8 protein-coding genes and 1 pseudogene are annotated in these 13,472 nt (G+C 55.6%); 5 read left to right on the plus strand and 4 right to left on the minus strand.

All coding sequences use genetic code 11. From position 1 onward, the window contains the following. Positions 1-118: 118 nt before the first annotated feature. Positions 119-1,522 carry a DUF4330 family protein gene (locus tag FQU85_RS07840; RefSeq protein WP_145846617.1) on the minus strand — a complete coding sequence of 468 codons (1,404 nt, stop codon included), beginning with the start codon at positions 1,520-1,522 and terminating at the stop codon, positions 119-121. A gap of 191 nt (positions 1,523-1,713) precedes the next feature. Here FQU85_RS07840 and FQU85_RS07845 point away from each other — a divergent pair, with 191 nt between their 5' ends. Continuing rightward, positions 1,714-3,138, plus strand: coding sequence for a sugar transferase (locus tag FQU85_RS07845; protein ID WP_145846619.1), 1,425 nt, complete (start codon positions 1,714-1,716; stop codon positions 3,136-3,138). A 71-nt stretch (positions 3,139-3,209) separates the two neighbouring features. Further along, positions 3,210-5,537, plus strand: coding sequence for an STT3 domain-containing protein (locus FQU85_RS07850; protein ID WP_145846621.1), 2,328 nt, complete (start codon positions 3,210-3,212; stop codon positions 5,535-5,537). Between the two features lie 569 nt (positions 5,538-6,106). On the opposite strand, the gene FQU85_RS07855 is transcribed toward FQU85_RS07850, so the two are convergent. After that, positions 6,107-7,042, minus strand: coding sequence for an SDR family oxidoreductase (locus tag FQU85_RS07855; RefSeq protein WP_145846623.1), 936 nt, complete (start codon positions 7,040-7,042; stop codon positions 6,107-6,109). 48 nt (positions 7,043-7,090) lie between these two features. Further along, on the minus strand, positions 7,091-8,365 hold the full coding sequence (locus FQU85_RS07860) for a nucleotide sugar dehydrogenase (RefSeq protein ID WP_145848777.1): 1,275 nt from the start codon (positions 8,363-8,365) through the stop codon (positions 7,091-7,093). Positions 8,366-8,485: 120 nt separating this feature from the next. Here FQU85_RS07860 and FQU85_RS07865 point away from each other — a divergent pair, with 120 nt between their 5' ends. From FQU85_RS07865 to FQU85_RS13800, 3 genes are all read left to right on the plus strand, one after another. Further along, positions 8,486-9,601 (plus strand): glycosyltransferase family 4 protein, encoded by a 1,116-nt coding sequence (locus tag FQU85_RS07865; RefSeq protein ID WP_145848779.1) that lies wholly within the window; start codon positions 8,486-8,488, stop codon positions 9,599-9,601. Between the two features lie 94 nt (positions 9,602-9,695). Continuing rightward, the gene (locus FQU85_RS07870) at positions 9,696-10,688 is read left to right on the plus strand and encodes a glycosyltransferase family 2 protein (RefSeq protein WP_145846625.1); all 993 of its coding nucleotides are present in this window, start codon (positions 9,696-9,698) and stop codon (positions 10,686-10,688) included. A 15-nt stretch (positions 10,689-10,703) separates the two neighbouring features. Next, positions 10,704-11,981: an O-antigen polymerase gene (locus FQU85_RS13800; RefSeq protein ID WP_145846628.1), complete on the plus strand. Its 1,278-nt coding sequence runs from the start codon at positions 10,704-10,706 to the stop codon at positions 11,979-11,981. 698 nt (positions 11,982-12,679) lie between these two features. Here the strand turns inward: FQU85_RS13800 and FQU85_RS07880 are convergent. After that, positions 12,680-13,273: pseudogene (locus FQU85_RS07880) on the minus strand (transposase); the annotation flags it as partial. Positions 13,274-13,472 lie beyond the last annotated feature (199 nt).

Genomic DNA, 13,472 nt, shown 5'->3' on the forward strand with positions numbered 1-13,472 from the left:
ATGTGCTGAGCGTTGTGAAGACTGTGTCAGCAAGGGTGGCGAGCCGTGACCCTGCGAGGGTATCCTCGAGGGTGGTGTAGACGCGGGAGCGGGTGAGTGCGGCTCGCAGCATACCTGGTTACTGGATGTTGGTGACGGTGCCGCGGATGGTGATCGACCCGAGGTCAAGCACGATCTGGGTGCCTTCTTGGAGGGAGCGTGCATGGAAGGTCAGCCCGGTGTCGGTTTGTCGCGTCCGGAGGGTTGCAGTGAGGTAGACGTCTTGTTTGACGGGGTGGGCGCGTTTGTAGATTTGGCCGCTCTCGCTCCGGAGGATGACGATTGCTGGTTCGGTGTGCATGGCGGTGAGCCGGGCGTATGTGGTGCCGTCCTGGGTTTCGGTCATCCCCACGTGGAGCCCATCAGCGATCGTCGGCGCGATCCCCTCAATTTGGATGCGTACCGTCGTGTTCGTTACTGTCCCTGGCGGCGTCTGACTCCTAACCCGGACAATACTTCCACTGATGTCGTAGGCGGGTGTGCGCAGGGGGATGGTGGTGCCGAGTTTGACGGGTGCGCCGGCGAACGTCGGCGTCCCATCCTGGATGACTGTGCGCAGCGATAGTCCGATGAGGGCGCGTTTTTGAGTGGGATTTCCGGTGGGGTACACCTGGATGGACGTCACTTCGGCGACAGTGGTATTGTGGATGCGATAGGTGTCGCCCGCCGACAGCGCTTGGGCCGTCGTCGTTGCCACCGTCGTCTCCATAACCACATCGGTCGTCGTCAGGTTCAGGCCGGTCGTCCCCAGCTGGGTGACCTGCCCGGTGACCGAATACTCGGTGGTTGTGAGCGGGACATTGGCGCCGAGCGTAATCGATTGGTTGGCAAACTGTGGTTGGGTGTCGCCCGCGTACACCTGCATCGTCGCACGCACCGTAACGTGGTGTTGGGCGGGATTACTCGTCGGCGTAATTGTGACTGCGGTCACCGTCGCCACCTGCCGCCCGGCCGCCACCACCGTATCCCCAGTGCTAATCGAATCAGCGATATCCGCCGACACCGTCGTCCTGAGCTGCACGGTCGCGTCGCGCGTTTGGAGTGTGGCACCGGTTTGATTGAGCCGGGTGATCGTCCCCGACACCGTGTAGTTCGGTGTCTGAATCGTCAACTCGTTGCCGGCGCCGAGTGTCCGGCCAGCATACTGGAACCGCTGTGGATCTTGGGTGAGCGTCCCGCGTAAGAGGACGCGGGCGATAACGCGAACGTCGCCGTCCTGGGTGGGCGAGTAGTAGACGTCAGTAACCGTCAGATTCCCTGGAGTGTTCGGCGCTAACTTGTCGCCACTCGAGATCTGCGCTGCCACGTAGTCGGGTTGGGTCCCTAGATCAACTGTTGCATACCGGGATTCTTCTTGGGGGTTGGCGAAGGGGTTGATGAGGGCGACGCCGGCTGCGAGCACGGCTATTACGAGTAGTACGACGAGTGCGTCGATGACGTTGATGACGCCGAAGAGGCGGCCGTCGTCGTCAATTACCGGCATCCGCACTCACCCGCTGCATACATGTTGCTTGAAGTGGGTTCGTCTGCGGAGTTAAAACCCGGTCTTTCCATCTCGCCGATCCGTTTTCAAACCCGGATTGGAGTGGAAACCGTGTGGCTCGCAAGGGAGTTGTGTGGTGCGGTTGGTGCCCATCACACATTTTAAGTGAGTTCCTAGAGTAATCCGGATAGATGGTTTCAAGCGGCGGCTATCGCGTTGTAAGTGCTGGTGGTACCATTGCCGCCACGCTTGCTGCGCTCCTCCTCGCCAACCTCCACGCCGTCCAACTCGTCATCACCACTACTATCCCACTTGTTCGTCGACTTCACCCCACAACACTCCAGGGCCCCGCATTCGGTATCGCCACACTCACCACCATTCTAGCGGTCGGCATTGCCGTTGCACCCCTGTATAAACCGCAGCCGCGTCGCATCCTGAATGTCGTCTATCACACCCACCGCCGCGTTCTCCTCGCCGGCTTGGCGCTGGCGACCATCGGCTACTTCGACTACACCTACCGCCTCCCCCGCACCACCTTGCTATTGACTATCAGTATCCTGCTTGTGGTCCTGCCGGTGTGGTTTGTCATGATTCGTCGTCGTCCCGACGGCAATGGCACCCGCACCCTCATCATCGGCGACGACGCCGACGAAATCGAACGGGTGTACACAGCGCTTGCTGAGGACCCGGTTGGGTACGTCGGCCCTGTCCTCATGCAAGCTGACGGCGGCACCACAACCACCGCCGACCAGGCGCCCATTGAGTCGGATGCGTCAGTGGGGGCGCATGGCCGGGTTGGTGGGCTGTCCCGGCTCGCAGACGTCATCACCGCCTACGAGATCGATCGCGCGGCATTCGCCTTCGAACACACGGACCGCGGCGAATTCTTCGGCGCGCTCGGCACCTGTCACGACCACGGCGTTGACGCCGTTATCCGCCGCGACCGCGCCGACAGCGTCCTCATCGCCGACCAACCCGGCAACGAGCTTGTAGAAATCGATGTCGAACCCTGGGACTGGCAAGACCGCGCCATCAAACGCCTCTTCGACCTCACCTTTGCAATTTCGGCGCTGCTTGTGCTCTTGCCAGTTATCCTCGTGATTGCCGCCGCCATCAAACTCGACGACGGCGGGGCAATACTGTATGAACAGGAGCGCACGGCGGAGCTCGGGGAAACCTTCCCCGTGTACAAGTTCCGGAGTATGCAGCCACGGAGTGCATCCGTCGAACCAGGGGAAGAAGCAGATCGTGTCACACGGGTTGGTCGGCTCTTGCGGAAAACGCACCTGGATGAGATTCCGCAGCTCTGGTCGATCCTGGTGGGTGATATGAGTGTTGTTGGGCCGCGCGCGGTGTGGACCGACGAGGAATACCTCTTGGAGGCCGACGTCGCCCAATGGCGCCAGCGCTGGTTCGTCAAACCCGGTCTAACAGGGCTTGCCCAAATCAATGATGTGTCCAGTGAGAATCCCACGGCGAAATTACGATACGACGTCGACTACATCCGGAACCAATCACTCCGCTACGACGTCGCCATCGTCGTTCGCCAACTCTGGAAGGTCTTCGTCGACGCCGTCACTTTCCTTCGTGGTGAGGATCCGGACGCTGACGATTAATCGGTGTGAAGCTATCGGGGTCACGAATCCAATCGGTGGAGTTTTACTGCGAAGGGGGTTGAAGGACACGTATGGCTGACGTTCGGGACGCCACCGACGCGTTCCTTGACGAGCATCCCGACGCCGAAGCGTCCTTGCGCGAGGTCCTTACCATCGACGACCGCCAGGATGCGTGGGCGTTTGAGGATATTCCGATGGATTCGGGAACGTTCGGCGAACTGGTGTCCCGCAACATCGCCGAATCTACCGAGGACGGCTACGAACTGGCTGATCCGGCTGCGGTTCAGGCAGCCCTCGAGGGAGACGCCATCCAAGAAGGTGCCGATGAATCAAAGTCGAATTTCTCGGTGGCAGTGGATGGCGTGTGGAGGCGTGTGGAGTGGCGGGTTGTCGGCGCGTTACTCGGAGCGTTGGCGCTTGTTGTGGCATTCAGGCTGTTTTCGTTGCCCGCGGTGTTCCGCGGGGGTGACGTCGTGCTCACGGCGAATGATCCGTACTACTATCGGTATCTCGTGGAAGGGCTTCTCAAGCGCACGGCGGGGCCATTCGACCTCAGGGCGTTGTCAGATCTGCAGTTTGCGGTGTTGAAGGGCGAACCCCTCCTAGTGGTGACGCTATGGTGGATCGCAAGCCTGCTCGGCGGTGGCACCCACACCGCAGGCCTGGTGTTGGCATGGTATCCAGTCGTTGCCGCCGTGCTGACTGGTGGTGTCGTGTACGTTGTTGGCACGCGGCTGTTTGCTGATCGGCGGGTGGGGCTTGCCAGTGTGGTGATGTTGGCGGCGATTCCCGTCCACGGATTTCGGACCAGTCTTGGGTTTGCTGATCACCACGCTTTCGATATGCTCTGGCTGTCGCTCGTTCTGCTCGGCCTCGTCATCGTAAGTACGGATCGAAACGATGGATGGCTGCGACGTCGGGAGGCGTGGCTAGGGAGTCTCGTGTTGGGATTTGCTGTGGCCGGCCAGACGCTCGCCTGGGACAATAGTCCAATCCTCCTCGCCGTTATTGGGCTGTTTGTCGCTGTGCGGGTGCTCGCTGATGTGTCGGCAACACGTTCCCCACTTCGTGAAAACCTGCCGCTCCTCGCGGGGCTTGGGGTTGCGTCGGTGCTGACGGTGTTCGTCCATGAGAGCTTTGGCTGGCACACCGATCAAGTGGCCTTTGCCCCCGCACTCCTCTTGGCCGGGGCCGTCGGTGTCGTCGGGCTGGCCACAATTGTCGCTCGGTTCGGCGGCTCGTATCGAGTGTTGGGTGGCGTTGAACTTGTCGGCGCTGTGGTCGGGTGGCTGGCGATGCAGGCGTTGTTCCCGGAGTACGTTCACCGGGCAGTCGAACGCGTCCAGTGGCTCGTGAACGTTGGTGGAATTGCGGAAACGGTGAGTCTGGTTGGCGGTGAATTCGAAATCGCCGTAATCTACCTATTCGGACTGCTATTCTTCCTTGGCGCGCCCTACGTAGTGTGGCTTGGCTGGCGGGGTGGAACGAACTATCGACCGGCCTGGCTTGCTGTCAGCGGCATGGGCGCATACTTCTTTATCTTGAGTCTCATCCAGATCCGGTTTGCTGGAGCGTTGGCCGTACCGACGGCGATTGCGAGTGGGTTGGGCTTCGTTCATCTCGCCGCTGTTGTTGATGTCACGCGACGGCCTGCCGTGTTCAAGGATGGGGGAGGGATTACTGGGGCGATTCGGGTGCCGTCGGCGCAGACGGCTGGTTATCTCGTTGTGTTGTTCCTGTTGGTGGGTGGGTTGAGTTTTGTCCAGACGCCGATTAAGACGAGTCAATTGACCTACGGGCCCGAGCAGTATCATGCGGCCGACTGGATGGCCGACGACGCCGCCGACCGCGACTTGGCCTATCCGCAAAATTACGTGTTGAGCCAATGGGGCCACAACCGGATGTACAACTACTTCGTCAACGGCCACTCCCTTTCGTATGGATTTGCGAAAGGTACGTATATCTCTTTTTTAAACTCGACAGCCGGACAGGCATGGTACGAAAGTCTTCGTGATCGCGTCGGGTATATTGTCACCACAACTGGGGCGTCTATCGAGAGAGAGGGATCGATGTGGGTGCGACTCCACGAGCACTTCGGGAGCGGCTATGATGACGTGGCCGGCCTGTCACACTATCGCGCCGTGTGGATCTCCGACGACAACTCACTGAAAGTCTTCTCCGTTGTGCCCGGCGCAACGATTGTTGGGAACGCGACCCAATCGAACGTGGTCCTTCGTACAACGGTCGAAGTTTCGGGGGTCACCTTTGAGTATCAGCGTCAGGTGCCCGTGACGAACGGGACATTTTCAGTGACGGTTCCGTATCCGGGAACGTATACGGTAGCCGGCGAGACAGTCAGTGTGTCGGAAACAGCCGTCCAGAACGGGACGCAAATATGAACTATGGCCGACCAGTACGCACATCACTCCGATTGTACAGCAATTTTAGATTGCTCCATAGCGGACACTAGGAAGGAAATCACTCCGCATTGCGTAATATCGGTCGGATCGAGTACTCTACTATTGGTGAATTGAATGAGGCGCTCGTTGCACCTTACACTGTGGTGACAACCGTTGTGATTCAATATGTCCGCTAGTCCTTTGGTATGTCTTCCCGCATGTGTTCTTCCTCGGTTGATGGTTCCGGTGGTGCGAACAGGATAGTGAAGAGTCGTCCGGACCGCGAGTTGACGACTAATTAGACCAGTGGGTGCCAAAGTCGGGTTTTGCATTCGTTGTCGCGAGATTAGGGCCCCTGTCGCTGGTTTGACTCCGGCTGGAGTGCGAATACGGGTTCAGACGCAACGACTGCGACCACGAAAACGACGGCGACGAGGCCATTCACGACGCCGACAGGCTGGCCGACCCTTATCGTCGAGTACGTCCATTCGGTTCACCAGTAGCAGTCATATCTCCCGAGAATACGACGACTTCACCGTCCGCAAGGGCTGACAGCACGCCCGGAGGCCTCAGTTGTTGCGATAGTACTGAATGGTTCGATCCAGTCCCTCACTGAAGTCGACGGCTGGCTCGTAGCCGAGCTGCTCCTTGGCCTTCGAGATGTCGGCGTGGGAGTGGCGAACGTCGCCCGGCCGAGGGTCGTCGTAGATCGGATTAATCTCGGTTCCGAGCAGGTCATTCAGATTGTCGACGAGATTATTGATCGTGACGCGTCCACCACAGCCGACGTTGAACGCCTCTCCAGTCACATCGCCCTCGGCGGCAAGGATGTTCGCCTGTACAGCATTGTCGATGAACGTGAAGTCACGTGACTGCTCGCCGTCCCCGTAGATGACGGGGCGCTCGCCCTCGAGCATCAGGGAGATAAACTTCGGAATGACGGCCGCATACTCACCATTGGGGTCCTGCCGCGGGCCGAAGATATTAAAGTAGCGCAGCGCCGCCGTATCAATGTCGTAGAGGTCGCTGAACTGAATCGCGAGTTTCTCTGTGTAGTACTTCGAGAGCGCGTACGGCGATTCGGGCTGGGAGTGCATCGACTCGACTTTCGGAAGCTGCTCGGTCGAGCCGTAGACGGAGGATGAAGAGGCGACAACGGCGGTGTCGACATCGGCGTTGCGGGCGGCGTTCAGAATTGTGGCCGTTCCTGTACAGTTGGCGTCCGTCGTGGTGACGGGATCCTCGACACTCCGAGGAACGGATGGCACGGCGGCCTGATGGAAGACGTAGTCGACGCCGTCGGTGACGGTAGCCATCTGATCTGCATCACGGATATCTGCTTCATGGAACCTGAAGTCGTCGCTCGAACGAAGGGACTGGAGGTTTTGTTCGCGTCCGGTTTCGAAGTTGTCGACGCCGCGAACCTCGTAGTCGCGATCAAGCAGGGCATTCGCGAGGTTTGACCCGATGAACCCCGCAACTCCGGTGACGAGTGCAGTTGGCATACCTGCGAGTTCTTCACGGACTGGGGTTAGTCTGTCGACTCCGAGCAGCTACAAGCGGACGATGTTCGTGGCGTCGAGGTGGCTCGTTGCGTTCCGAGTGTCGAAGACGAGTTCTGCCTCGTCGACGATTTGGTTGATGTCGAACGTTGAGTGGTCGGTGATAATGACGACACAGTCTGCGGCCGCGAGTCGGTTCTGAGTGAGGGGAACGGACTCATGCGTTTTCGTTCCGACGTCGAGGCGGGGCACGTGTGGGTCGTGGTAGTTGACCGTGGCGTCCCAGTTCTCTAGTTCTGCGATGACGTCAATCGCTGGCGATTCGCGGACGTCGGAGACGTCAGGCTTGTAGGAGGCGCCGGCGACGAGCACGTCCGCATTCGAGAGTGCGATGCCGCGATCATTGAGTTGCTTGACGACGCGATCGACGACGTGCTGGGGCATCTCGCGGTTGACCGTGTCTGCGAGGTCGATAAACCGCGTATCGACGCCGTGTTGGTCGGCCTTCCAGGAGAGGTAGAACGGGTCGATCGGAATGCAGTGGCCGCCCAGTCCCGGCCCTGGATAGAACGGCATGAAGCCGAACGGTTTCGTTTCCGCTGCTTCGATCGTGTTCCAGATGTCGACGTCGAGTTCATGGGCGATCTGTGCGAGCTCGTTGATGAGGCCGATGTTGACGGCTCGAAACGTGTTCTCGAGCAGTTTGACGAGTTCGGCCTCGGTTGCCGAGTTGACACGCACGACTTCGTCGAAGACGGGTGCGTAGAGGGCTTCCGCCCGGTCGCCACACGCATCGGTGACGCCGCCGATGACCTTGGGGATATCCGTCGGCCCGTACTCCTCGTTCCCCGGGTCGATACGCTCCGGGGAGAACGCGAGATACAGATCTTCACCAACGGTAGCGCCGTTTTCCGCGAGTGCGTCAGCGACCGCCTCTTCGGTCGCACCCGGATAAACGGTGCTCTCGAGGACGACCGTGCAACCGTCAGCGACGACGGGTGCGAGCCGTTCCACGGCATCGAGGACGTAGGAGAGATCCGGTGTGTCGGTCTTTCGAAGCGGTGTCGGCACACAGATCGAGACCGCGTTGGCATCCGCAAGCTGGTCGTACTCCGTACTGAACGTGACCCCACCGCGTGTTGCCTCGGCGACCTCGTCGTCAGTGACGTCGTTGACCGTTGACTCCCCACTGCGAAGTCGTTCGACCTTGGCGGCGTCGACGTCGACACCGACCACGTCGTAACCCGCGTCGTGCATCGCTAGCGCCAGCGGGAGCCCAACGTATCCCAGGCCGATGACGCCGACGCGCGTCTGCTCAGCTTCCATATACGCTGTCAAATACACTACACGCGTTTTAGAGTGTCGTTCGCTACTCAGTCTGCTTCCCGCTGCCGGAGAGAATGACTTTAAGTCAACGAGGGGCGTCGTCGCATGTGTGACTGCTCGATGACGGGGCGTCCTCGTGTCTTCCACCTCATCACGCGACTGCTGAAAGGCGGCGCGGAGGCCAAGACTGTGGTAACTGTTCGTGGCCTTGATGGCTACGAGTTCACGGTCGGATACGGTGCGGAATACGACCCGGAGCAAGTCGAACACCTAGAACGTGCGAGTATCGAGACGAAACGCTTCCCACTAATCCGTCACTACAACCCCGTAACGACATTCCCCGCTGTGGCATCAGTGGCATGGTATCTCCGCCGAAAGGATTTCGACATCGTTCACACTCACAGTACGGAAGCCGGCATTATCGGACGGTTTGCGGCGGCCCTCGCTGGGGTGCCCAACATCGTTCATACCGTGCACGGCGTGCCGTTCGCCGACGACCGCAACGACCTCCTAAATCGGTTCGTGCTTGGATGTGAGCGCCAGGCGGCACGATACACGGACCGGATTATTACGAACGCTGACGTCATCGCTGACGACTATCTGGAGAGGGGTATTGGGACGGCTGAACAATACACGACCGTCTACAGCGGCATCGACATCGACGCGTTCGAAAATGCCGAGCCCGCCGAGGGCCTGCCGGGAGAGCGACCGCGCATCGTCATGGTTGGCCGACTTGTCGATGGTAAGGGGCACGAGGTACTGCTTGACGCGGTTGAATCACTTGGGAACTTTGACGGGTCGGTATGTATCGTCGGCGACGGCCCGCTGTACGACTCGCTGGACGCGGAAATCCAGGGCCGGGGGCTATCAGAGAACGTGTATCTCACTGGGTTCCGTGAAGACGTCCCGAGGGTGCTCGCGGCGAGCGACGTAATGGTGTTGCCGTCGTACCGTGAAGGAACGCCGAGGGTGATTACGGAGGCGATGGCTAGCGGACTGCCGGTAATCGCAACTAATATTGCGGGAATTCCAGAGCAGGTTGAACATGGGGAGACAGGATTTGTGATTCCGACAGGAAATGCCATCCAACTGGAAAATTATCTATCTGAGTTCATTGATTCCCCAGCAAAGCGAACAAGGTTTGGCAGGCAGGCACAAATACGGGCTAAACGGTTCTCTATTGAGTCAATGTTAGATGGTTTAGAAGACGTATATGGTGCCTTTTTCCCTCGTTAAGTCGATGACTTCAAAACCGAGAACAGCCCTTAATGGTGTCGGATCTTGAAAACACTCCAGATAATTAAAGGTTCAAGGATGGATTACCAAGAGAATGGCAGAGAGAAAAATGGAAGATAGTATGGAGATCTCCGTGGTTGTACCAACATACAATCGGCCACATGATGTCGTACTTTGTGTAAAGTCAATATTCGATCAGACAGCACTCCCACGTGAAGTCATAATTATTGATGACGGCGATCTATCGGACGATGTTGTCCGCCAACTGAAATCATTTGAGAAGGAAAGCGTCCCTGTTATTCTGTCTGAGTCGCGGGGACCAGCGGGGACATCCACAGCTAGGAATACGGGAGTTCAAATCGCCAAGGGAGACATCGTACTAATTCTTGATGATGATGTCATCATATCGGAGGATTATATTGAACAGTTAAAGCGCGACTACGAAACTCTTGATTCCCCAAACCTAGCCGGTATTGGGGGATTCGATGAAGCGGACCTGAGAGAGCCCCCTTTTGCAGAACGGCTGTTTAACGCGATATTTTTACGCGGCAGAAAGAATTGGGATATTAATCGGATAGGAATCCAGTCGTGGACAATCGATATTGCTACACCTCAGAAGGCAGATTGGTTATCTGGAAATAACGCGAGTTTCAAACGGGAGGTGTTATCTGAGTATCCATATCCCCACTGGTCTGGTGGAAGAGAAGCTTACGAGGATGTCGCAATCGGACTAAAGTTGAAGAAAGCTGGTTATCACTGCATCATAGACCCAGAACTCTCGCTAGACCACAATGAAGGAGAGTATGTCGAATCTCCTTTCAAGACAGGATGGAAGTCGGGAAGAAATCGAGTAAATATATTCTTTGAATATTGTGATGCCTATCTCTTCCCCATCTTTATCTGGGCAATGCTCGGTGAGGCCCTAAGAAAATTTCTGGCTCCGGTTACGGACCGGCGATTCGGACACCATTGGAAGATAGGATTCGGGATAACTGCAGGAGCTCTTAAACAGATTGGGATAAAGATATCGAATATCAAAACCGTTGTCGGGACCACTATTCGAAACATCTTACTATCCCGGAACTAAGAATCTCTTCAGGAGATGTGGCCACCATCGAGTCAGTCCCTAACTCAAGTAATACTCTTCCAGGCCTTTATCAGTATTATTATTATATTGGTTTTCCTCGGAGTAGTGTTTTACACTTGGCGGCTCCATGGAAATCTTCTCGCACCACCAGTCGTACATGGGGCGGGCTGGATTCTACCCCCGCTATTAATCGCTGTACCGCACCGTTTCCAATATGGATTGCGCCCGATTACTTGGTTTGCAATAATCCTCAGCTTCCTTTCTTTCTTTCTTGGATACTTATTCGCCACACGTATCAAGATCTTCCCTCACCGGAATTGGCGACAATCAATCGAAAAAATCGACTTATGGAATCGGTGTCGTTTTCGAGTCACACTCATTATATTGTTAATTGTATTTGGGATTGCATTTCTAGTAAATCTCAGTAATGTTTTGACCACTCTGGGATTAGACGCCTATTTAAATGCAAGTTTTCGAACTATCGAGGTAACGTTCGGGGGTGTCTCTCCATTTATAAACTATCTATACTTCTTAAATGGTTTGATCATCGTTTATGTAGTTATTTATTTGAAGGTCTATCGGCCCGAACCATTGGTAGTAACTATTGGGATTGTATCGTTGTTGTCTACCCTATTCTTCGGCCATAAGTCTGCCATCATCCTACCGGTAATTCTAGCTATCGCTGCATCTGCTTGCGTTGGGCTTAAATGGAAAGCACGCTACATTCCCGTGGCGTTTGTAATTGTAGTTTCGTCATTTATGTTAGTGTATTTTTCCGCCGGGAATTCGCCTCAGAATATTGTCGCGGAATTCCTTATCATTCTCGATAGACTCGTAATGTACATCACACCAAATTACATGAATCTACAGGCCAATATAATACATACTACCACGCCAACCCTTGGGGTCCGTACCTTAAGCAGTGTGCTCCGTCTTCTGACCTTGGAACGAATCACCGTTCAAACGCCTGGCTACCACCTAGTTGACCCTGCATACAATGTTGGAACATATGTGCTCGGCTATTATTTGGACTACGGCTGGGCCGGTTTCATCTTCCCGCAATTCTTTATCGGTATATTTTCGACTTACGTATACACTTGGTTTCTCGAAAAGCCTTCAGTACCATCCATAACGATATATGCAGTTGTTATTACGATGAACGTGATGGTATTCTTCTCGAATTACTACCTACGGATTCAATTCTGGTGGTATATCGTGGTCACGATTGTGTTATCCGCTATCGTTAGCCAGAGCACCAATCCAAGTTGGTTTATAAAGGGTTGGAATGAATGAAATTAACTCCTCGGCCTGGGCTTCTTTTGAAAACTTTGTAGCGGTTTGATTAGTTACTTACGAGATAGAAACCTGATTTTGATCAGATATAATATTTGTGACTTCTTTAAGAAAATTATCTAGCTACTTGAAATTATCATTTACTGATTAAAATTGGGGCGGCGACTCATACCAATTCGGGGGATGCAAAGGAGTTCCATTCCGAATCGCGTCAGAACTGGCGCCCGGGCCTTTGCTCAACCCGTAATTTCAACAAAGGCATTATTTGTCGAGTCCTCACTAATGGACTCACCAGTAAATTCGTCAATTGTTGATGATAGCCAAACTCTTCTGAACTACTCTACTCGTCAAAGGTGGTTACAGCCAATTCGCGTGATTCTATACGTTCTGCACGTTGAACGATATTCCTGCCGTACTGACCAATTGGAGCGCCTAATAGGACGAGTTCTTGTCCTTCAAGCTGCTTACGCTCTAATCGCTCGAATGCAGACAAGACTGTGCCATAACCCCCGTCTTGTTCATCGATCATCCCATGAATTGTAACTACGAATCGGTCTTTCCCGATTTCCAGGTCGCCCCAATACTCTTTTGAAACAACAGGAGTGAATGACCGAACCGGGAGTTTCGAGTAGTTGGCCTCGGTGGATTATCGAATCGGTTCATACTCAACCAGGAGGACGTCAACCTCCATCGGTTTAGACGGTGATCCACTCCTTCTCGTGGTCGCTGAGGAGGAGTCGCACGGTCGATTCGTCAGTGGATTTCGCTGGCAAGACGTATCGCTAATCACTACTGCGATCAACGAGTATGAATACTGATGGCTTGTCCTCAGCATGGCTTCCGCGACCACGTGAGCGCGACTCTCGGTCGCGCTCGCGGTCTTTCAGCCCCGCTGTCACGTAGACTTCCTCCATCTCGACCTAGCCCACGAGGTCGATGGTTGGCGCGTCAAGCGTTCTGGCGAACTGCTCGATGCGCCGCGGAAGCGACCGATACGACACGTCAAGTTCAGCGTCTAGCTGGCGGATACTCGTGTTGAACCGGAGTAACACGTAGAATGCGAACAAGAGCTTGTCAAGGTCGATCTTCTCGTGTGCGAAGATTGTGCCGGTCTTGGGGTTGAACGTGCGGTCGCAATCCTTGCAGAGATACCGTTGATACTCCCGATAGCTGCCGGGTTTAATTATCGCCTCAGACCGGCAGTGCGGACAGTAAAGGTCGGCACGCCAGCGAACCCTCTCCAGCACGTTCGCGGCGCTCGCTTCTGAGTTCAGCAACTCAAATTGGAACATTGCATTCGGATGACGCTGCAGTGACACCCTTGCCCGCTACGCTTCTCCAGCGACAGACCTTTTCGACCAACAACCTGGTTCCGAAGAGCGTTATACGATCCTTCTTGTTGAAACTGACCTGATAGGCTTCGTGCTGTTTCTGTATGTCCATCTATCGTTTATCCGATCGTGGCTGACTGATCGTACGAACGGGGTGCTT

The sequence above is a fragment of the Salarchaeum sp. JOR-1 genome, assembly GCF_007833275.1.
In the GTDB taxonomy this organism is placed as follows: domain Archaea; phylum Halobacteriota; class Halobacteria; order Halobacteriales; family Halobacteriaceae; genus Salarchaeum.

Bases quoted from the DNA above. Each gene is read 5' to 3' on its own strand.
- FQU85_RS07855 (WP_145846623.1), bottom strand. From the start codon at position 7,042: ATGCCAACTGCACTCGTCACCGGAGTTGCGGGGTTCATCGGGTCAAAC.
- FQU85_RS13800 (WP_145846628.1), top strand. From the start codon at position 10,704: ATGTGGCCACCATCGAGTCAGTCCCTAACTCAAGTAATACTCTTCCAG.
- FQU85_RS07860 (WP_145848777.1), bottom strand. From the start codon at position 8,365: ATGGAAGCTGAGCAGACGCGCGTCGGCGTCATCGGCCTGGGATACGTT.
- FQU85_RS07840 (WP_145846617.1), bottom strand. From the start codon at position 1,522: ATGCCGGTAATTGACGACGACGGCCGCCTCTTCGGCGTCATCAACGTC.
- FQU85_RS07850 (WP_145846621.1), top strand. From the start codon at position 3,210: ATGGCTGACGTTCGGGACGCCACCGACGCGTTCCTTGACGAGCATCCC.
- FQU85_RS07870 (WP_145846625.1), top strand. From the start codon at position 9,696: ATGGCAGAGAGAAAAATGGAAGATAGTATGGAGATCTCCGTGGTTGTA.
- FQU85_RS07845 (WP_145846619.1), top strand. From the start codon at position 1,714: ATGGTTTCAAGCGGCGGCTATCGCGTTGTAAGTGCTGGTGGTACCATT.
- FQU85_RS07865 (WP_145848779.1), top strand. From the start codon at position 8,486: ATGACGGGGCGTCCTCGTGTCTTCCACCTCATCACGCGACTGCTGAAA.